This window comes from Mesorhizobium sp. M0678 (assembly GCF_040320505.1).
In the GTDB taxonomy this organism is placed as follows: domain Bacteria; phylum Pseudomonadota; class Alphaproteobacteria; order Rhizobiales; family Rhizobiaceae; genus Mesorhizobium.
In genome coordinates, this window is the sequence record NZ_JAMYPT010000002.1 from 548386 (window position 1) to 568404 (window position 20019).

Annotated in this window: 15 protein-coding genes and 1 tRNA gene; 8 read left to right on the plus strand and 8 right to left on the minus strand. The window is 60.6% G+C overall.

Features of this window, described 5'->3' with window-relative positions; all coding sequences use genetic code 11:
• Positions 1–225 precede the first annotated feature (225 nt).
• Positions 226–852, minus strand: coding sequence for a recombinase family protein (locus NKI29_RS06010; protein ID WP_352795677.1), 627 nt, complete (start codon positions 850–852; stop codon positions 226–228).
• A 447-nt stretch (positions 853–1299) separates the two neighbouring features.
• Complete coding sequence (locus NKI29_RS06015) at positions 1300–1773, minus strand: hypothetical protein (RefSeq protein ID WP_352795678.1); 474 nt, start codon at positions 1771–1773, stop codon at positions 1300–1302.
• Positions 1774–2178: 405 nt separating this feature from the next.
• On the opposite strand from NKI29_RS06015, the gene NKI29_RS06020 reads away from it, so the two are divergent.
• Positions 2179–2481 carry a Y4lK-related protein gene (locus NKI29_RS06020; protein WP_352795680.1) on the plus strand — a complete coding sequence of 101 codons (303 nt, stop codon included), beginning with the start codon at positions 2179–2181 and terminating at the stop codon, positions 2479–2481.
• 631 nt (positions 2482–3112) lie between these two features.
• Here the strand turns inward: NKI29_RS06020 and NKI29_RS06025 are convergent.
• Positions 3113–6487, minus strand: a complete 3375-nt coding sequence (locus NKI29_RS06025) for a primase-helicase family protein (RefSeq protein WP_352795681.1) — start codon at positions 6485–6487, stop codon at positions 3113–3115.
• A 464-nt stretch (positions 6488–6951) separates the two neighbouring features.
• Here NKI29_RS06025 and NKI29_RS06030 point away from each other — a divergent pair, with 464 nt between their 5' ends.
• Positions 6952–7485 (plus strand): GNAT family N-acetyltransferase, encoded by a 534-nt coding sequence (locus NKI29_RS06030; protein WP_352795683.1) that lies wholly within the window; start codon positions 6952–6954, stop codon positions 7483–7485.
• Between the two features lie 91 nt (positions 7486–7576).
• Here NKI29_RS06030 and NKI29_RS06035 read toward each other — a convergent pair.
• Positions 7577–7652, minus strand: a tRNA-Thr gene (locus tag NKI29_RS06035).
• Positions 7653–8005: 353 nt separating this feature from the next.
• Here NKI29_RS06035 and NKI29_RS06040 point away from each other — a divergent pair.
• The gene (locus NKI29_RS06040; RefSeq protein ID WP_352698179.1) at positions 8006–9163 is read left to right on the plus strand and encodes a hypothetical protein; all 1158 of its coding nucleotides are present in this window, start codon (positions 8006–8008) and stop codon (positions 9161–9163) included.
• Between the two features lie 102 nt (positions 9164–9265).
• Here the strand turns inward: NKI29_RS06040 and NKI29_RS06045 are convergent, their stop codons facing one another.
• Both NKI29_RS06045 and NKI29_RS06050 read right to left on the minus strand, forming a co-directional pair.
• Positions 9266–10867: a cisplatin damage response ATP-dependent DNA ligase gene (locus tag NKI29_RS06045; protein ID WP_352698177.1), complete on the minus strand. Its 1602-nt coding sequence runs from the start codon at positions 10865–10867 to the stop codon at positions 9266–9268.
• A 241-nt stretch (positions 10868–11108) separates the two neighbouring features.
• Complete coding sequence (locus NKI29_RS06050; RefSeq protein WP_352570288.1) at positions 11109–12119, minus strand: ligase-associated DNA damage response exonuclease; 1011 nt, start codon at positions 12117–12119, stop codon at positions 11109–11111.
• A gap of 107 nt (positions 12120–12226) precedes the next feature.
• Between NKI29_RS06050 and NKI29_RS06055 the strand changes: the two genes are divergently transcribed.
• Together NKI29_RS06055 and NKI29_RS06060 are read left to right on the plus strand one after the other, a co-directional pair.
• A complete protein-coding gene (locus NKI29_RS06055) occupies positions 12227–13171 on the plus strand; it encodes a methyltransferase domain-containing protein (RefSeq protein WP_352795685.1) in 945 nt (314 codons plus the stop codon).
• Between the two features lie 55 nt (positions 13172–13226).
• Positions 13227–13583, plus strand: a complete 357-nt coding sequence (locus tag NKI29_RS06060) for a hypothetical protein (protein ID WP_352570290.1) — start codon at positions 13227–13229, stop codon at positions 13581–13583.
• A gap of 7 nt (positions 13584–13590) precedes the next feature.
• Here the strand turns inward: NKI29_RS06060 and NKI29_RS06065 are convergent, their stop codons facing one another.
• Positions 13591–14454, minus strand: a complete 864-nt coding sequence (locus NKI29_RS06065; RefSeq protein WP_352570292.1) for a prephenate dehydratase — start codon at positions 14452–14454, stop codon at positions 13591–13593.
• 33 nt (positions 14455–14487) lie between these two features.
• Entirely contained in the window at positions 14488–15216 is a 729-nt protein-coding gene (locus NKI29_RS06070; RefSeq protein ID WP_023676856.1) for a 3-deoxy-manno-octulosonate cytidylyltransferase, read from the minus strand.
• A gap of 192 nt (positions 15217–15408) precedes the next feature.
• On the opposite strand from NKI29_RS06070, the gene NKI29_RS06075 reads away from it, so the two are divergent.
• The 3 genes from NKI29_RS06075 to NKI29_RS06085 all read left to right on the plus strand — a co-directional run bounded on the left by NKI29_RS06075 (position 15409) and on the right by NKI29_RS06085 (position 19993).
• Positions 15409–16068, plus strand: a complete 660-nt coding sequence (locus tag NKI29_RS06075) for a c-type cytochrome (RefSeq protein WP_352570294.1) — start codon at positions 15409–15411, stop codon at positions 16066–16068.
• A gap of 173 nt (positions 16069–16241) precedes the next feature.
• Positions 16242–18125 (plus strand): extracellular solute-binding protein, encoded by a 1884-nt coding sequence (locus NKI29_RS06080; protein ID WP_352570296.1) that lies wholly within the window; start codon positions 16242–16244, stop codon positions 18123–18125.
• Positions 18125–19993 carry an extracellular solute-binding protein gene (locus tag NKI29_RS06085; RefSeq protein WP_352570298.1) on the plus strand — a complete coding sequence of 623 codons (1869 nt, stop codon included), beginning with the start codon at positions 18125–18127 and terminating at the stop codon, positions 19991–19993. The genes NKI29_RS06080 and NKI29_RS06085 overlap by 1 nt, the downstream gene beginning before the upstream one ends.
• Positions 19994–20019 lie beyond the last annotated feature (26 nt).

Sequence of the window (20019 nt, forward strand, 5' to 3'; positions counted from 1 at the left end):
TAGGAATAGATGCCTACCCCAAATACCCGTCTGGGACCCCGGCGCGCCGATAGCTATTAACGACCCTGGAAATAGAGGAAGAAAAAATCGAAGGGGCGGCCCTACCCTGTCGGCGCTTGCATCGAGATCGATGGCAACTGCGCTCAACCTTCTCGAACCACGAGCCGGACAGCAAAAGGCCCGGACGATGCCGGGCCTCACTGTGGATCGTGATGACGTGGAAGGTTATGCAGCCGCAGGCACACGCCTTGCCAGCTTCGACAGTGTAGACCTAGAGGCCCCCGTCGCGGCCACAATGCTAGACCAGCTTTGACCGTTGGTGAGCATCTTCACGATCGCAGCGTTGCGCTCGGCATCCTCTGGACGGCCCTTGTAGCGGCCGTCTGCCTTCGCCTTGGCGATGCCCTGCGCCTGTCGTCTGCGGCGGTCGGTGTAATCCTTCCGCGCCACGCTGGCGAGAATGTCGAGGATGAGCGTGTTGAGGCTCTTGAACAGGTCGCGCGTGAACTCGTCTTCATCGGGGATCGTCCGAGTCATCTGCCATGAGGTTGGAAGATCAAGAGCGACGATCTTCACCTTATGCTTGGCGATCTCGGCTTTGAGCTTCTCCCAATCGTCTGCATTGAGGCGCGTCAACCGGTCCACGGCCTCCAGCAACAGCACGTCGCCGGGTTGACAGTCCGATAGCAGCCTGAACAGTTCCGGCCGCTGGAGAGACGCACCGGACTCGTTCTCAACGTAGAACGCCGCGATCGTCAGCCCGCGTGCAGCAGCGAACTGGATGAGGTCGGAGCGTGCACGATCCGCATTTTGCTCGGATGTGCTCGCTCTCAGGTATGCACGAATGAACATTTCAGGCTCCCGGTTCGATTTAGGCTAGTTCACCATATTCGGTTCGCTTGAAGTGGTCCAGTAAATTCGGAAGGCCTGGAAACAGACCGGATTCATGGTTAATGCAGGCGGTTCGGCTGGTCCTGCCCAAGTACACCCTAATCAAACCGGCATTTTCGGTCATCTGGAGGGCCAGCTGTGGTTACAGAAATGCGAGGTCCCCTTTGAGAGGTTGAGTGCAGAATGAGAGGGTCCGCGATCCGGCCGGTGCGCGTTTACCTAATCAATCAAGGTTAATGCAGAGTATGTTATATTTACCACAGTGTGGTATATATGATACATGCATAACCAATGGATTATGAACGGGGATCGGCAGAGGGTTGGGCAACGAACTTTCATAGAAGGAAAGATCGTCACATTTTTCGTCGAAATCGCGCGATTTGAAGGCCTACGTCACCTTGGCCTCCTTCACCGATAAATCAGCCACAATTCCAGCTTCGCCAGTTGATAAAGGCCACCACCTAGCACAATCCATATGACAGCGCTCATAGGCAGGAGAACGCCCCATTTAACGATAAAAAGCGCTACCGGTCGTTTCTCCAGTTCCAGTTCTTTGGGAAAGAGTTGGTCCCACCAATCTACTATCGAAGCAAGATAGAAGCTCAATACGAACAGAGTCATAAGGCAAAAGAGCAATCCAGCCAAAACGAAGCCTGCAATCGAAAGAACGGCCAGATTTGATCTGGCAATGTGGTCAATGAAGTTCTGAACGTTGTCACGGCCGCTGTGATCCCAAAGGGAATCCGGTAACTTCTCGAGGTAGTGGATTTTGAAGGCGGCCCAAAGCCAGATAACCATTCCCAAGCCAAGCGCACCCTTCAGCGTCTCGACAGCTTCACGCCCTGCCCGGAACTTCTCCCACGGCGTCAAATGGTCGTACATGGTCGCACCCCTTTTGGCTGAACAGCGCTAAGAATATCATGCCGACACTGAACTGATAGAAGCAAGCGACAAAGGTCCCAAAGAGGCCCTGTGGTGCTCCTTGCACAAACGGCGCTGGCTCTTCCCGTGACCTTGAGACGAGTGTGGAGCAGCACTTGGTTCAACGCCACCATTGCTCTGCCGTGACACGCTAGGAGAGAGGCTGCGTGAGGGTTTTATGCAGGCTCGCAGCATCGGCGAGGGAACTGCTCTAGCTGCGGCTCCGATGGGCTTGACTCGGCGGGTTGAGTGAGGGTGATGTAGAAAATGCACCAAAATATCGAAGTATCGACGAGGTCGGGCCGAAGGTACACGGCGGGGCAGGCCGCGTCGCCATCCATCGCCAGCCGTGACACGAATAGGACTATGCAGGAAAAAGACATTCCCGCCTTTGTGCAATCCGTTGTCGATCTTGGCTGCAACATTTGCGCCGTCGGTCATTTTGGGTATGTGTTTGGCGATGCTGATCTGCCGCCAGCACAACTCGATGCCATCGAGCCACAAGTCCGATGGATTGAAGAAGCCTACGGCGAGCGCGATCATCTCATGGCAGAGATAATCGCATACCTGCGATCGATCGGCCGCTATGTCGAGGTGCCGCAGCCAAGGCGCAATGATAGCCGCCGTCGATCATCGTCGCGGCGGCATCGGCGGCGATCGCAGCTTTAGCTTACCAGCCCCCGCCGCACTTGTGCCGTACGATACGTGACTTTCGTTCCGCAACTCGGACAGGAAGCCTTGCCGCCGCTGACGGAGGGTCCCGCTTCCTGTTCTGGTGAAGGCGCTTCACTGAGAATCATTTCTGAGGTGCACGCGGCGCATCGAACAAAGAAATACCAGCCCGGCTTAGCCTTCTCCATTTGCTTTTGCTCCCCCTCTCTTCTGATTCTGAGAAGCTTACGCGCTTTCGGCTGGATCGTGGATGACAATTCCCCCATCCTCTGCACTCAACCTCTGGAGAGACCGTATGAGGCGTGCGAATGCACACGGTTGGTCCAGCCGATAGGCTTTCAGGGATGAGAGCAGAGGGACGTTTCGGCGGCGTGAGAGAAGGGCTTCATTTCCCCAACCTCCCCAACCTCCCCAACCTTTTTTTAATCCATGATAGGAATCCCGAAACCCACACTCGAACACGACCGATAACGGAGAAGAGAGGGCGGATTCCCCTTTTCTACACGTATTTGAAAAATTGCCTGGGAAGGTTGGGGAGGTTGGGGAACTCTGCATGCCGATGGCTTGTTTGACCGGCACTTTTTGCGTCATCGGGCGCATAGGGGAGGCGAGACGCCTCCCCACGGTATCACTTGCGGTCGAAGACGCCGTTGATGAAGGTGTCGGCGGCGTCCTTATAGGCGAGCAACGCGTCGGCGTAGTCGGGATCGTCCGCCTTCTTCGGCGGCAAGATCAAGTCGCCCTCTTCGACAACCGATCTATGATCCAAAGGCACCTTGGACTTTTCCGCGTAGAACTCGCGCAAGGAAAGCAGTGACGGCAGCACGAAGGAACGCCCCGTCTTCCCATCGCCGTCAACCTTGATCAAAGACTCCTCGCCCTTCTGCTTCCGAAATGCACCGATAAAGAACATGCTGATTGCTTCGGGCGAGACTTCCTTCCCGTCTCGTGCTTTCACCATTGATCTATAGCTTCGATAGACCGCCTCTTTCGCGACCGTGAGGGAGCCTTCCTGCCACGTCTTTCGATCCGGTTCAGTCAATCCGCTGTCACCATCCGCATCCGGGAACGTCCCGTCTGCAAGCACGGCGCGCAACCATCTGTCTTCCGCTCTCATATTGATGAGAATTTGACTGATCAGCGCATCCGTAAGAGGCGGGTTGCGAAGATCGATGCCATAGGTGCGTTCGACGGCTGCGATATCGAGCCGAAGAAGGTCATGGAGCATCGCGGCCGAAACCTTGCCGCCTTTAAGCTGGTCGGCGAGTTTCTGGAAATAGGCCGCTTTGCCCTTCATCTCGGCACTAGCCAACGTGACAGCGTAGCTTCTCGCATCCCCTGTCGCTCTCACGACATTCTCGGCATTCGACAAGAGGATGAAGCGCCGATAGTCGCCAACTTCGATGGCGTCCATGAACTTGTTCTCCATCATCATCCGGTCGCTGGTGATCATGTCCTTGATAATGGAGTCGATCTTCGGATCACCCGCGAAGAATGCTTCTTCTGCAACGGCGAGCATCTTGCCCGACATGTGTCCGTTGAAGTTGCCCGTGAGTTGTCTCGGATCGCTCACCTTGACGCTATGACGGTTACCCCAAATCTGGCGCACGAAGTCGGTGAACAGGCTCTTGCCGGTTCCTTCAACACTCAGAATGGCAAGCGCGGTGCCGATCTTGCGGCCGGGGTTCTGCACCATGTCAGCAAGCCATGCCATCACGTAGGCGAAGAGCCTCTTGTCGCCGTTGCAGATGATGCGGAAAATGTGGCGCTGCAAATCCATCCAGTCGCCCTTTACCGGCTCGATAGCAAAGCCGCGATACATGTTCAGTTGGTCGCGCGGAGTCGCGTCCGGTTCCCCATGGCGGTAAGGCTCGAAGACAACGGCGGTGCGGTGATCGCGCGCAGGAGATTTCAGCCATGCCGAGAATACCGAGTCCTTGTCCTTCCCGGCTGTCCAAGGCGCATAGATGTCTTTCGCCGCGCGCAGCTTCAACCATCCTTCGCCGTTCCCCTGCTTCTGATAGATGACCGCATCGCCTCCTCGCTGAACGATTGCGATCTCGTTGTTCATGGCCGTGACCGCCTGTTCCATCTTCTTGAAGTGCGTGATTGGCTTGTCTGCGACGGCAGCGGCTTGATGCTCGGCAGTGGCGTTATCGCCGTCCTCATCGTCAACGCCAGCCACATCATAAGCCGGATCAGTCAAAACATCGTCAGAAAACCATTCATCCACCATGGCCTTGTGCATCATGTCCGCACGGCTACGGTCGGAACAGGAAGTATGTGAGCACCGAAAGGCAAACGTGGCGGCATCCATGCCAGCATCCTGCACGTAGCATCCGGGGTCTTCGGGATCACCGGCGTTCGAGTGCTCATCATCGAACGGGCATTCGCAGGTGAACTTACCTGGCGCGGTCTCACCGCGCAAACGATCCTCGCAGTGATCCTTGAACACCTGCGAAATCTGAAAACCGTGACCGCGCTCCCGCTCAAAATCCCAGAGGTTCAACCCCTTCGTCGGCGACAAAGGTGAAGTCTTGCGGCTACCTCCCATGGCGTCGGCGGCTTGGTCGAAAGGGTCGGAAGAGGTCGCATTGTGCTGCTGGATCGAAACCGGCTTGATTTTGGTCCAGTCGAGTCTGCCAGAAGGGCTTGCGAGTTCCGAGCGCTTGATACCGCCTCCGGCGTTGACGATGATCTTGGCGTTGACGGCGCTCTTGTCGCGGGAGGATAGGTAGAACAGACGCGCGGGATCACGCGCGGCGCGATCGACCTTGATGCCGAGTTCGCGACCCATGCCAAGAATCATATCGCCCCATGCCGTGATCGCGGCCTTCTGCGGCCCTAGGTACTCGGCAATGACAAAGGGTTTTTCGAGGAGGAAGAGGAGCCGGAATTTGTCGATCGCCCGCGTCCGCACATTGATCATGACGCCAGTCGTCTCGTGCGTCGTGTCCTCATATTCAGCCGAGTCGATCACGTCGGCGACGTACTTCCCTTCCTCCCGGAGGAAGCCCCGCACGCCTTCCGTGGTCGGATCAGTCGGACGCCCGTTGTCACCGGCCCACTTGTAATAGCGGTCCTTCTTGATTTCGATCTTCCGGGAGCCGTGGGAGTGCGTGGTGTAGGCGATGAAAAACAGGCCCATCGACTGGAGCAAGGCAGTCGTCTTGTCCATGCTCGCGCCGCTGTCCACGTCGAGCCCCATCATGCAGAGCTTGGTGACAGCCGGGTTGATGCGCCGCCCTTCCATGAGGACGCCGGGCACGAAGCACTTGCCATCCTTCTTGCCGACGCGAATCTTGCTGAGGTCTGAATTCAGGACGCGCTCGAACGGAACTTCGGGTGCGACCTTGAACGTCTTCGCGTCGCGCCGATCGGCGACAGAAATCTGCACCTTGGTATTGAGGATGTCCGGGCTGATCTCACCTATGACCGTGGCATCATTCAGCGGCCTTTCTGCACTCAACCGTGCCTCATTCGCATTGCCCTCCAGCATCACGTCGAGTACTTGCCCGACTGTGCGGCCCCGGAACTGCGAACTCGGCTCCAGCGTCCAGCTACGCCCCGGCAATGGCACGTCGGGCGAAAGCTCCGGATACTCGGCAGCAAGGGCGGTAATGAGGTGATCAATCTCGGGCTTGTCGCCTTCGACGTGGATCACCAGAACGGGGCCGTCCTTGTCGGTCTGCGGCTGGAGGACGACACCAAGATCGGTCACATCTTGCGGGATCACCGCACCGGGCTCAAACCCGAACGCCAACACGGCAGGGCCGTAAGCCCGTTCATGAGGCACCACGATAACGTCATGGTCACCTGCCCCGGCCACAAATGCGTTAACAGCGTCCATATCGATGACATGGAAATCATCGGTCGTGCCATCGGCATCGGCATCGGCTCCGTCCTTGGACAGAGACAGGATGCCGTCATAATTTGGGAAGAGCTTGGCGAGGAAATCAGCGGGCGTGATGGTGGCCGTATCGGCCGAAGGGGACTCAGACATGTTCAAATCCTAAATCGTAGGCGCACGAAGGCGCGTTCCCGGACGCTCATGCGCACGGGTGGTTTCACTTTCAAAACCGACGATCTTTGGAATCTTGCTGTTAGGCCATCGATCGCGGGGCGCGTTTTCGATGCGGCCCCGCCGCGAACTGGACGCTGCTGCTTTTGGCCCTGTTCGGTGCTGCCAGAACCATGGGAACTGGCAGCACCGTTTTTCGATGGGAACCATAACAGCATCCCTCTCATCTCACGGCCGAAGCAACTCGTCAAGAAAATCGTGACAGTGGCTCACGACGAGTTAGAAACCCCTGGCCCCGTCTTGCATATCCAAACCAAACCGAAATGTAATCCGCTCTATACTCGCATTCTGCTTGGTAATTATTGGATTTGACCAACTCCCATTCTGGGAAGTCGTCATTCTCAAGTCTGCCGGGCTCCATCAATACCCATGGCTGGACAGCGCCCATGATGACCTGCTCTGATGCCGCCTTTGGGAGGCAAGCTGACGTGTCTGTGCATCTGATCGTGAGGCCGGGTGGTTCGTTCACCAGGGAAGAGCGCGAAGCGTTCGAAGACCTAGTCCTGCGAGCGCCGCAGGTGGAGAAACAAGGCCTATCAAAGCGCATCCAAGATGCGCACTTTTTATGCCTCTTGTACCTCAACGGCGAACTCGTCGGGACGAACGCGATCAAGGACAACAGAGGACATCAGAGAACCGTTGAAACACAAGCCGGCGTCTCACTCCCCGACGCTGAGTATCTTGGCGAGGTAGGCTACCTGCACGTTGCCAAGGATCATCGACGGGCGCGGCTCGGCGATCTTCTAGTCTTGGGCACGTTAGCCGCCGTCAAAGAGCAAGGCCTGTTCACGACCATCCAATCCAAAAACTTGGCACCACGCAAACTGTTTGAACGCCATGGGTTTATTCAGGCCGGGAAGTCATGGCCATCTGAGAAAGGGGCAGACCAAGTCAATCTGTATGTGCGACCGGCGCGATAGGGATTGCTACCTATTTGCTACCTTTCCCATGAACGACGAAAGCCGCTATAAGGCGAATGTGGAAGAAGTGGTTGATTTTGTTGAAGATTTTTGGTGCCGCTTAGGTGACTCGAACACCTGACCCCATCATTACGAATGATGTGCTCTACCAACTGAGCTAAAGCGGCCCGGGAAGCCGAGCTTCCAGGATGGGCTGCGTGATAGACGCAACCGGCCGCGAATTCAAGATGGCAGTCGCGATTTCAGGACGAGGCAATTCGTGCCGCCTCCGGCCGGGCGCAAGGGCAGCCGCCGCGCCGATCTACCATTGGCCGCGCGATGCCGCATCGGCACGCCGCGCGACCGCCACGTTGGCCGTGACCGGAAAATCAGCGAAAAATGTTGATTCCTTTACCGAAAACCGCCGAAATAAGCTTTGTACCCCTCGGCAAGGCAGAATGCGGCCGCTCGCTTGTTGATTGATTGGTCGCCTGCGGCTAACGATCATGACAAAGTGAGTGAAATTGCAGAGGGAATTCGCTTGGACGCGATCGAAAAAGCGATCCGCAATGCCTTCGAGAAAGGCAATGCCGACGACCGGGCGTTTCGCGAGCGGGTCTATCGATCGGCTTTCGCGGCACTCGACCGTGCCCTGCAGGCCAATCCAAACGTCACCGTGGAGGTCGCCATCAAGCGCCGCAAGGCGGTCCAGGCGAAGATCACCGAAATCGAATCGGAATTCCTGCCGGCGGTTGCCGACGTTGCCGCGCCGACCGACAGTTTAGAGGCAGCACCGGAGGTGGAGCCTCCGGCCGAAGCCGAAGCCGAGCCCGCGCCGTCGCCCGATGTCGTCGTTGACGGTCCGGCGCAGCCGCCCGAATCCGATGCGCCCCGGTCGCGCGTCCTGCCGGTCGTTCCCGACATCATGCCCGATGCGCCTGTTCCCGAGGCGCCGGTTATCGACATGGGGGCCTCGGTTCCGACCGAAGCCGACGTCGAAACCGACGACGCGGAAGTGACGCCCGACCGCGACGACCGGCGGGCGAGGCGGCGCCGCCTGCCCTTGACCGCGATCTTCTTCGGTGTGACGCTGCTCGCAGCCGCCGGCATCGGCCTTTATTTCGCCAACCAGACCGGCGTCTTCAAATCGGCGACCGAGCTCGACACAGCGCCACCGGAAGCGCCGCCAACGGTCGATGGCGAAGATTTCACGCCGGACGACACCGCTTCGCCGCCAAAGCAGGGCGAGGAGGACCAGGCGCGCGACTGGATCAACGTTTTTTCGCCGGGTGACCCGACGCAGGTCAATGCACCGTCGGACGCCAAGGCCGACGTCATCCAGGACGAAAGCGGTTCCTTCCTGCGCATCCGCTCGGGGGCATCCGGCTCGGCCATCAGCTTCGACGTCGGACAAGGCGTGTTGGAAAAACTAGCCGGCAAGCATGCCACATTCGACATCATCGCGCGCTCCGAGGAGGGGCAGGAGACGCAGATTTCCGTCGATTGCAATTTCGGCGAACTCGGCGACTGCGGCCGCAAGCGCTATGCGGTCGGTCGCGAGCGCAATGAATATCTGTTCGACGTGCGCTTTCCCGACAAGCGTCCGGGTGCTGCCGGCACCATCGCCATCAATTCCGACTTCGACAAGCAGGGCAAGTCGGTCGACATCTACGAGATCCGCGTTTCAGTCGTTCCCTAAAGCACGTCGCGTTCGGACCGGCCTCATGCGACGCACTTTAGGTTCTTGTTTTGGTGCATGTCGTTACCGCAAAACCGCTGCACACTTTTTGCGCCACATGCACTAACTATCGAGCAGCGCCTGCAGCGTCTCGATGCGGTCGGCTTCGGCCGCCGGCTTGTCCCAGCGCAGCCGCGAAATGCGCGGAAAGCGCATGGCAACGCCGGATTTGTGCCGCGTCGAGCGGTTGAGCCCTTCGAAGGCTACCTCAAGCACCAGCCCGTTCCTGCGGTCGGCACGCACCGAGCGGACCGGGCCAAAGCGCTCGATCGTATTGTCGCGGACATATTTGTCGATCTGCCTCAGTTCCTCGTCGGTGAAGCCGAAATAGGCTTTTCCCACCGGCACCAGCTCCTCCGATCCTTCCGGCCCGGACCAGACGCCGAATGTGTAGTCGGAATAGAAGCTCGAACGCTTGCCGTGGCCGCGCTGGGCATACATCAGCACCGCGTCGACCGTGTGCGGATCGCGCTTCCATTTGAACCACGGGCCCTTCGGCCGCCCGGCCACATAGGGCGAATCCCAGCGCTTCAGCATGACGCCTTCGATGACCGGATGCAGCGGCTTGCGGCGCAATTCCTCCAGCGTCTGCCAGTTGGTGAATTCGACCAGCGGCGACAGATCGAAGCGGCCCGGATCGAGTGTCCTGACGAAGGCCTCGAGCCGGCCGCGCCGTTCGCGGAAGGGAAGTCCGCGCACATCCTCGTCACCAATCTGCAGCGCATCGTAGCAGCGCATGAAGGCGGGGTATTGCTGCTGGATCTTGGGTGACACGCTCTTGCGGTTCAGCCGCTGCTGCAGGTCCGAGAAGGTGCCCGTCGCCTGCCTGGGGTCACCGACCAGAAGCTCGCCGTCGAGGGCGCCGGAAAAATCCATCGCCTCGGCAAGATCCGGAAAGGCGCCGGAGACATCGTCACCGGTGCGCGAATAGAGCCGGCGAATGCCGCCTTGGCAAACCGCCTGGACGCGGATGCCGTCCCATTTCCATTCGGCCGCGTAGTCGGCCGGGTCGAGCTTTTCGAGGTCGCCGTCGCCGACGGCATTCGACAGCATCACCGGCCTGAACAGCGCCAGCGCCGTCTTCCTGGGTTTTTCGGCCTTGCCTTCGAGCCAGGCGAACAGCGCGAGATAGGGCGGCGTCAGCCCGTGCCAGAGTTCCTCGATCTCGGCGACATCGACCTTGCCGAAATCGGCCAGCGCCTGCTTGGCGAGCCGCGCCGAGACACCGATGCGCAGGCCACCGGTGACCAGCTTTATGATGGCAAAGCGCGCCGAAGTGCTGGCGCTGTCGAGCAGCCGGGCCAGCACCTGCGGCCCGTCGGAACGGCTCGCCGCCTGCAGCTTCGCCACCACCTCGGCCAGCGTCGGCTCGTGGTTCGCAATGTCGACCGGCGCCTGCGGCCAGACCAGCGACACGGTCTCGGCCAGGTCGCCGACATAGTCGTAGGAATAGCCGAACAGCACCGGATCCATGCGCTCGATCACCAGTGTGCGCAGCATCGCCGGCTTGACCGCGGCGATGGACAGATCGCCGGTGATGGCAGCCAGCGCCAGCCCGCGGTCCGGATCCTCGACGCTGCGGAAATAATCGGTCAAGAGCGTCAGCTTGCCGTTGCGCGACGGCGTCAGCACCAGCCGGTCGAGAAGCTCGGCGAAGCGGTTCATGGGAGGGGCGACGCCAATGGGAAAGGCTTGCGTTCTGTCGCGCCCCCCTCTGTCCTGCCGGACATCTCCCCCTCAAGGGGGGAGATTTGCTGTCGCGACTGCTTTCGCCAATTTCCAACGTTGCAGGATGAGCGGCAAAACCAAAGCTGCCGATCTCCCCCCTTGAGGGGGAGATGGCCGGCAGGCCAGAGGGGGGCGCCGTAGAGCGCCGTACCGGCGATTGCTGGATCCAAAAACACCATCAATCGCCCTCGTCCTCATAGCCAACGAGATGCAGCGGCCGAGCCGCAATGCCTTCGAGTTCGCACCAGCGCACCAGAGCCTCCTCGCGGCCATGCGTTACCCAGATTTCTTCGGCGCCGGTCTCCTTGATCGTGGCGGTCAACTCGTCCCAGTCGGAGTGGTCGGAAATGATCAGCGGCAGCTCGACGCCGCCCTGCTTGGCGCGCTGGCGGATGCGCATCCACCCTGAGGCGAAGCAAGACATCGGATCGGGAAAACGCCGCGCCCAGCGATCGGCGAAGGCGGATGGCGGGCCGACGACGATGGCGCCGGCAAAGTCGCTTTTTTGGCCGGTCTCGACGGTCGCCGGTTCCAATGTGCCGAGATCGATATTCTGGCTCTGGTAATACTCGCTGAGCTTGGCCAGCGCGCCGTGGATGTAGATCGGCTTTTCGTAGCCGGCATCGCGCAGCAGGCGCATGACACGCTGCGCCTTGCCCAGCGCATAAGCGCCGACCAGATGCGTGCGCTCGGGAAACTGTTCGGTCGATTTCAGCAGCCGGGCGATCTCTTCGGAATCGGGCGGATGCCGAAACACCGGCAGGCCGAACGTCGCCTCGGTGATGAAGACGTCACACTTGAGCGGCTCGAACGGCTCGCAGGTCGTGTCCTTCTGGCGCTTATAGTCGCCGGACGCGACGATGCATGTGCCCTGATGCGCGACCTTGATCTGCGCCGAGCCCAGCACATGGCCGGCCGGGTGAAAGCTGACGGCCACACCGCCAAGCGCAATCGTCTCGCCGAGCACGGCGGCTTGCGTCGTTCCGGCAAAACCTTCGCCGTAACGCAGCCCCATGATATCGAGCGTCTGCTGCGTCGCCATTACCGAGCGGTGGCCGGAGCGGGCATGGTCGGAATGGCCATGTGTGATCAGCGCCCGGTTGACCGGCCGCACCGGGTCGATGAAGAAATCGCCGGGCGGGCAATACAGCCCTTCCGGCCGGGGATGAAGCAGGTCGCTGGCGCGCATGGCCCCAAGATAGGCGCTAATTCCGGCGCGGGAAGCCTGTTGTAAGTCACTGCTGACTCCAGCATAGAGCGCAAGCCGGCTGCAAACACCCGGCGGAACCCGATCGCATGAAACCGCTCCAGACCTCGTCCGGCGATTTGACCGCCGACCGCCGCGCCGACTATGCCGAAATGCTCTATGCATCCGGCGATCATGCGGCAGCGGCGGAATTGCTGCTCGGCGCGCTCGAACTGGCGCCGCAATGGCCAGCCGGCTGGTTCCGCCTCGGCGAGATGCAGGAAGCGGCAGGCGCGCCCGATCGTGCCGCGCAGGCCTGGACGACGGCACTGCGGCTCGACCCGGCGGACAGGCTCGGCGCGGTGCTCAAGCTGCAATTGATCGGCAGGGCAGCGGCGGCCCCGGCGCCGCCCAGCGCCTTTGTCGAGACGCTTTACGACCACTATGCCGGGAGCTTCGAGGGTGAGCTGGTCGACAGGCTCGGGTATCGTCTGCCCGAATGCCTCGACCGCGCCATCCAGGCAGCACGGCCGGGCCGGTTTTCGCTGGCGCTCGATCTCGGCTGCGGCACCGGCCTCATGGGCCAGAGGCTGCGGCCGATCGCCGATCGGCTGGAGGGCTACGACATCTCGACCGCCATGCTGAGGCAGGCGCGCGCCAAAGGCGTCTACGATCTGCTCGTCAAGACGGACCTGCAGGATTTTTGCTATTCTGGCCCGAAAGCCGATCTGGTGACGGCGGCCGATGTGTTCATCTATGTCGGCGCACTCGAAAAGGTGGTGAACAAGATTGCCGGAATGCTTGCCGGCGGCGGTCTGTTTGCGTTCTCCGTCGAGACGCTCCCGGGCGGAGAATCGTCTGACAGCGCCGGCTTCGCCCTGCTGCCGTCCCGCCGCTACGCGCATTCCCAAAGCTATGTAGAGCGGGTTCTGGACGCCAACGGCTTTTCGGTCCTGTCGCTGCAGGCAACAATCATCCGGCAGGATCGCCGCCAACCGGTCGAAGGGCTGGCCGTAGGGGCAAGCTTGCTTTCCGGCAGCGTAAAATCTGGCTAAGACTTCTGCCGCTGCGCATGAGAAGCCGCAGCTGCGAACGACAAGGAGCACGTTCATGCGCTGGAACATGATGGTCTTGGCGTCTTGCCTGGCGATGGCCGGCTGCGTCGGCAATTCGATGTCCGAACGGCAGGACGAAAACGTCCAGTCCTCGCTGCTATATGACAATGTGCCTTGCGATCAATTGCTGGCGCAACGAAACGGCCTGGCGCAGCAATATCATTTGCCGGTGGACGCCAAGCCGTCCTTCTCCAACCCGGCGACGGGCTTTGGCCCGTTCACGCCGGACATGCGCTCGAAAGCCAAACGCGACGCCGACCAGGCAAGCGGCAAGATCGACGCCATGAACCGGTCGATTGCCCGCCGCGAATGCGGCAAGCCGGCCAAGCAGAACAAGCTCGGCCTGACCTGACCGGATCCTAATCCGCCACCTTCCATTGCTCGCGCGAGGCGCTGGCGGGATAGACGCCGAGAATGCGCATTTCGCGCGAGAAGAAGGCGAGCTCGTCGAGTGCCAGCTTCACCAGCGGATCGTCGGGATGGCCCTCTATGTCGGCGTAGAACAGCGTCGCTGTAAACGCGCCGAGCTGGTAGCTTTCCAGCTTGGTCATGTTGATGCCGTTGGTGGCAAACCCGCCCATCGCCTTGTAGAGCGCTGCCGGCACGTTGCGGACGCGGAAGATGAAGGTCGTCATCATCCTGGCGTCGGCCGAGGGACGTTCGGCCCATTGCTTGTTCTTGGTCAGCACGACGAAGCGGGTGACGTTGCTGTCGGTGTCCTCGACATTCTCCTCAATGATGTCGAGCCCGTAGAGGGTCGAGGCCAGCGCCGGCGCCAGCGCGGCCATGGTGCGGTCCTTCATCGCGGCGACCATCTTGGCGGCGCCCGCGGTGTCGCCGGCAACCGTCGCCTTCCAGCCGTTCTTGCGGATGTATTTGCGGCATTGGCCGAGCGCGTGGATGTGGCTGTGCACGGTCCTGATCTCGTCGCGCCTGACGCCGCGCAGCACCATCAGCTGGAAGTGGATCGGCAGAAAGTATTCGCCGATGATGTGCAGCTTCGATTCCGGCAAGAGGTGATGAATGTCGGCGACGCGGCCGGCAATGGTGTTCTCGATCGGGATCATCGCCAGATCGGCCTTGCCGGTCTCGACGGCGTTGAAGGCGTCCTCGAAGGTCGGGCACGGCAACGGCTCCATCGACGGGAACATGTTGCGGCAGGCGGTGTCGGAATTGGCGCCCGGCTCGCCCTGGAAGGATATTTTGTTGGTCTTTTCAGGCATGCGCAGAGTCTCGGGAATTGGGGGAAGAATTTCTTAGTTGGAAAGGAGCGCCCTGGCGCGTTCGAGATCGTCCGGCGTATCGACGCCAAGCGGCACCGACTGGACGATCTCCGCATCGATGCGCATGCCGGCCTCCAGCGCCCGCAACTGCTCCAGCCGCTCGCGGCGCTCCAGCGGCGACGGCCTTAGCGCAACGAAGCGTTCGAGTGCGGCGCGGCGATAGGCATAGAGGCCGATATGATGGTAGAGCGGGCCTTCGCCCCAAGGGGCGGTGGCGCGGGTGAAATAGAGCGCCCTGAGCCGCGTCGTCGAGAGTGGCGAGCCGACCAGCTTGACGACGTTCGGATTGGTCTTTTCCTCGTCGCGTACGATCTCGACGCAGAGCGTGGCGATGTCGACCGCTGCGTTCTCGAAAGGCTTCAGCGCGGCGCCGATAACAAGGGGGTCGATGGTCGGCAGATCGCCCTGCACATTGACGATGGTCTCGACGCTGTTGCCAGGGTCGAGAATGGTCAGCGCTTCGAAGATGCGGTCGGAACCGGTTTCGTGGTCCGCCCGCGTCATCACCGCCTCGAAACCATGCGCGCGCACCGCCTCCGCAACGCCTTGCGTATCGGTGGCGACGACGACCCGGCCGAGCCCGGCCTCGGCAGCGCGGCGGGCGACGTGGACGATCATTGGAGTGCCGGCAATGTCGGCGAGCGGCTTGCCCGGCAGGCGGGTCGAGGCCATGCGGGCCGGGATCAGGATGAGGGTGGACATGAGGCGGGCAGGGGCTCGAAAAAGAGGAGGACAAAAGTGGCAAAAGGTCTCACTGGCAGCGCCCTTATAGGTGTTGCAACGCCGGAGCAAAAGACCTAGTTTCCGCGCGATTTGACCGCCTCGCAGGGTGGTTCACGATACCGACGGACGGAGTGGACGGATCGGTCCGCCGGAAAAGGGAGCCTGGGGCGTATGGATTCCAACGAAGTCAACAAGCTGCTCGCCGGTCTCCTCGGCACCGTGTTCATCGTCTTTTCCGTTGGCATCGTGTCCGACGCGCTGTTTGCCTCGCCGGCGCCGGAAAAGCCCGGCTTCGCCATCGAGGCGACCGAGCCCGCCGAAGGCGGCCCGGCCGCTCCCGCCGCGGCCGTGAAGCCGATTGCCGAGCTGCTGACCACTGCCAACGCCGAAGCGGGCGCCGCCATCTTCAAGAAATGCCAGGCTTGCCACTCCGGCGAAAAGGGTGGCCCCAACAAGGTCGGCCCCGATCTCTGGGACATCATCGACCGTCCGGTCGCCGAGCATGAGGGCTTTGCCTATTCGGCCGGCATGAAGGAGTTCTCCAAGGGCGGCAGCGAGAAGTGGACCTACGACAATCTAAACCACTTCATCACCTCGCCGAAGAAGTTCGTAAAGGGCACCGCGATGGGCTTCGCCGGTCTGCCGAAGGATGAGGACCGCGCCAACGTCATCGCCTATCTGCGCACGCTGTCGGACAATCCGAAGCCGCTGCCGGCGCCCGGCGCCTCGGCCGAAAATGAGGCCGCCAAGCCGCCCGAAGGTGCGGCCCCTGCCAAGCCGGCAGAAGGCGCGGCGCCAGCCGCTCCGGCGCCGGCTGCGCCCGCAAAATAACAAAACTGTAATGGCATAATCCTTGAAAAAGCCGGGTTCAGCCCGGCTTTTTCGTTAGGAAAAATGCATATGCGACGACAAAGCCGCTCGGTTGCGGTTTTCAGCGCCGCCAAATGATCTAGATTGGGCCCAGACGCTATGGTGACGGCGCTATATCGCGAAGAGGAGAACGCATGACGGTTGGCCGAGCGCGGACGCTTCTGAAATCAGTGCTGATGCTGGCCGCTTTTGCCGGCGGATTGCAGGCGGCCTTCGCGGACGAATGGCGTACGACCTCCTCGCTGATCGGCGAATCCAAATACGGCGACAACTTCCAGCACTACGACTACGTCAATCCGGATGCGCCGAAGGGCGGCACAGTGAACTCAGTGGTGCTCGGCACGTTCGACAGCTTCAACCCCTATATCGTGCAGGGTTCGCCGGCCGCCGGCTTCGCGCAGTTCGGCGGCGGCCTGCTCTACGACACGTTGATGGAGCAGGCGACCGACGAGGGCAGCACCAGCCATCCGCTGATCGCCGACGCCTACAAATATCCGGCCGACTATTCCTCGGCGACCTACCGGCTCGATCCGCGGGCGAAATGGCATGACGGCCAGCCGATCACCACCGAGGACGTGATCTGGTCGTTCCAGGTGCTGAAGGCCAACAGCCCGATGTACAGCCGCTATTTCGAAAACGTCACCGACTCCGTCGCGGTGTCCGACCGCGAGGTCGAATTCCACTTCAGCCAGAAGGGCAACCGGGAGCTACCGAAGATCATCGGCGATCTCGTTGTGCTGCCCAAGCACTGGTGGGAAGGCACCGACGCCAACGGCAAGAAGCGCGACGTCACAAAGCCGACGCAGGAGCCGCCGCTCGGCTCCGCCGCCTACAAGATCGCCAGCTTCAAGCCTGGCTCCGAAATCATCTGGCAGCGCGTGCCCGATTACTGGGCGGCCAAGCTGCCCGTAAAAATCGGCCGCGAGAATTTCGACAGGCAGCGTTTCACCTATTTTCTCGACGACAATGCCGCCTGGCAGGCCTTTACCAAGGGCGGGCTGGACGACATCAAGCCGGAGAACAGTTCGAGGCGCTGGAACACGGCCTATAATTTCCCGGCAGTTCAGGCCGGCGACGTCATCAAGAAGGAATTCAAGACCGCGTCGCCCGAACCGATGCAGGCCTTCATGCTCAACACCAGGCGCCCGCTGTTCCAGGATCGCCTGGTGCGCGCCGCGTTGATGTATCCGTTCGATTTCGAGACGATGAACCGGACCCTGTTCTTCGGTTCCAACACCCGCACCAGCAGCTATTTCCAGGGCACCGAACTGGCGTCGAGTGGCCTGCCGCAGGGCAAGGAACTCGAAATCCTCGAGCAGTACCGTGACAAGCTGCCGCCTGAAGTCTTTACCCAGGAATTCAAGCTGCCGGTCTACGACAACCCGCAGGCTGAGCGCAAATACCTGAAGACCGCGGTCGATCTGTTCGCCAAGGCAGGCTGGATCATCAAGGGCGGCAAGATGGTCAACGCCAAGACCGGCGAACCGTTCAAATTCGAGATCCTCGGTTGGAACGACACCGACCAGGTCATCGCCAGCCCGTATATCGCCAATCTGCGCAAAATCGGCGTCGACGCAACGCTGCGCCTGATCGACCAAACCCAGTATATCAACCGAGTCACCCACTTCGACTTTGACGTGGTCACTTCGATACTCGGGCAGTCGGACTCTCCCGGCAATGAACAGCGCGATTTCTGGAGTTCCAAGGCCGCCGATTCGCCGGGATCGCGCAATTACGCCGGCATCAAGAATCCGGTCGTCGATGCGCTGGTCGACCGCATCATCTTTGCCACCGACCGCGACGATCTGGTTGCCGCCACCCATGCGCTCGACCGGGTGCTGCTGTGGAACTACTATGTCGTGCCGCAATATTACCGCGCCGTGGTTTGGCTGGCCTACTGGAACAAGTTCGGTATGCCGGAGAAACAGCCCGCCTATAGCGGCGTCGACCAGAATTCCTGGTGGATCGACCCGGACAAGGAAAAAGCGCTGGCCGCCAAATATAAGAGTGGCAATTGATGGCGGCGCTGCCCCGTCGCGATTTCCTGGCCCTTGGCGGTGCGGCCGCCGCTGCAGCGCTGCTGCCCGGCCGGGCTTTCGCCGCCATCCCGACCGGCGTGAAACTGCACGGGCTGTCTGCCTTCGGCGATCTCAAATATCCTCCGGATTTCACGCATTTCGACTATGTCAATCCAGACGCTCCCAAGGGCGGCCGGATGAATTTCGGCCCGCCGAACTCCACCCTCAATCAGAGCTTTCTGACTTTCAACACGTTGAACTCGCTGGTGTTGAAGGGGGATTCGCCGCCGCGCACCGAGCTCTGTTTCGATTCGCTGATGGCAAGGGCGCTCGATGAGCCGGATGCGGTCTACGGCGTGCTTGCCGAATTCGTTACCTTGTCGCAGGACCGCAACGGCTTCCGCTTCAGCCTGCGGCCACAAGCGCGCTTCCATGACGGCTCGCCGCTGACGGCTGAGGACGTTGCCTTCGCCTTGAACCTCTACAAAGACCGGGGACACCCGAACCTTTCCCAAGCGCTGCGGCATATGACGGATGCGGTCGCAATCGATCCGCTTACTGTCAGCCTTACCTTCAACGGCAAACAGTCGGCGCAGAATATCCTCGCGATCGCCGTAATGCCGATCGTGTCCAAAGCCTTCTATACGGCCAATGATTTCGACGCCTCGACGATGACCCCGCCGCTCAGCTCCGGGCCGTACAAGATGGGACGGGTCGTGGCCGGGCAGACTATCGAATATGAACGCGTCGCCGATTATTGGGGGCGCGATCTCGCCGTGAACCGCGGGCTTAATAATTTCGACCGTATCCGTATCGATTTCTACCTTGATCGCCAGGCAGCGTTTGAAGCGTTCAAGAAAGGCGATACGCATTTTCGCGAGGAGTTCACCGCGCGCGTATGGGCGACCGGCTACGACTTTCCAGCGCTGAAGGATGGCAGGGTCGTCAAACGCGAATTTCCCGGCGAGAAATCGCCCGACATGCAGGCTGTCGCGCTGAACCAGCGCCGGCCGCAATTCCGCGATGTGCGCGTGAGACAGGCGATCGCCTATTGCTTCGATTTCGAATGGACCAAGCGGGTACTGTTTTTCGGCTCCTACGAGCGCTCGCAATCGAACTTCGAACGATCGGACTACAAGGCCGAGGGCCCGCCCTCGCCCCAGGAATTGAAACTGCTGGAGCCGTTTCGAGCCGAGTTGCCGCCGGAAACCTTCGGCGAACCGGTGGTGCAACCCGTCTCGGACCGTTCCGGTCACGACCGTAAGCTGCTGCGCGAAGCTTCGAGACTGCTTGCCGAAGCCGGCTGGAAGCGAGCGGGCAATTTCGTCGTCAATGAGAAGGGCGAGCGACTGCGGGTGGAAATGCTGGCCGAGGACGAGGGTCTCGTTCGCATTTTCGCGCCGTGGTCCGAGAATATGAAGGCGATTGGCATCGACGCTTCGATCCGGCAGGTCGATTCGACGCAATTTGAAGCGCGGCAAAGCAACTACGATTTCGATTTCAACATGCTACATTGGTTGATCGGGGCGACGCCTACTGCCGACGGCCTGGAAATCCTCTACAATTCCCGGATGGCGAAAACGCCGGGGATGCGCAACTATCCGGGTACGGAAAGCAAAGCCATCGACGCGCTGATCGAGGCAGCCGGCAAGGCGCAGAGCCGGATCGAACTCGTCACAGCGCTCAACGCGCTCGATCGGGTCTTGCGCGCGCGGCTAGACTGGATTCCAACATATCATCTGGCGAATCACCGGGCTGCCTTCTGGGATATGTTCGGCTTTCCCGCTCAAAAGCCGGATTACGACTTTCCGGTCGAGACGCTGTGGTGGTTCGACAAAGACAAGGCGGCAAAAATTGGCAAAGCCTGAGATTTTCGCACAAGCGAGGCAGAGAG

Bases quoted from the DNA above. Each gene is read 5' to 3' on its own strand.
- NKI29_RS06015 (WP_352795678.1), bottom strand. From the start codon at position 1,773: ATGTACGACCATTTGACGCCGTGGGAGAAGTTCCGGGCAGGGCGTGAA.
- NKI29_RS06010 (WP_352795677.1), bottom strand. From the start codon at position 852: ATGTTCATTCGTGCATACCTGAGAGCGAGCACATCCGAGCAAAATGCG.
- NKI29_RS06055 (WP_352795685.1), top strand. From the start codon at position 12,227: ATGAAACCGCTCCAGACCTCGTCCGGCGATTTGACCGCCGACCGCCGC.
- NKI29_RS06020 (WP_352795680.1), top strand. From the start codon at position 2,179: ATGCAGGAAAAAGACATTCCCGCCTTTGTGCAATCCGTTGTCGATCTT.
- NKI29_RS06080 (WP_352570296.1), top strand. From the start codon at position 16,242: ATGACGGTTGGCCGAGCGCGGACGCTTCTGAAATCAGTGCTGATGCTG.
- NKI29_RS06025 (WP_352795681.1), bottom strand. From the start codon at position 6,487: ATGTCTGAGTCCCCTTCGGCCGATACGGCCACCATCACGCCCGCTGAT.
- NKI29_RS06045 (WP_352698177.1), bottom strand. From the start codon at position 10,867: ATGAACCGCTTCGCCGAGCTTCTCGACCGGCTGGTGCTGACGCCGTCG.
- NKI29_RS06065 (WP_352570292.1), bottom strand. From the start codon at position 14,454: ATGCCTGAAAAGACCAACAAAATATCCTTCCAGGGCGAGCCGGGCGCC.
- NKI29_RS06060 (WP_352570290.1), top strand. From the start codon at position 13,227: ATGCGCTGGAACATGATGGTCTTGGCGTCTTGCCTGGCGATGGCCGGC.
- NKI29_RS06075 (WP_352570294.1), top strand. From the start codon at position 15,409: ATGGATTCCAACGAAGTCAACAAGCTGCTCGCCGGTCTCCTCGGCACC.
- NKI29_RS06050 (WP_352570288.1), bottom strand. From the start codon at position 12,119: ATGCGCGCCAGCGACCTGCTTCATCCCCGGCCGGAAGGGCTGTATTGC.
- NKI29_RS06085 (WP_352570298.1), top strand. From the start codon at position 18,125: ATGGCGGCGCTGCCCCGTCGCGATTTCCTGGCCCTTGGCGGTGCGGCC.
- NKI29_RS06070 (WP_023676856.1), bottom strand. From the start codon at position 15,216: ATGTCCACCCTCATCCTGATCCCGGCCCGCATGGCCTCGACCCGCCTG.
- NKI29_RS06030 (WP_352795683.1), top strand. From the start codon at position 6,952: ATGATGACCTGCTCTGATGCCGCCTTTGGGAGGCAAGCTGACGTGTCT.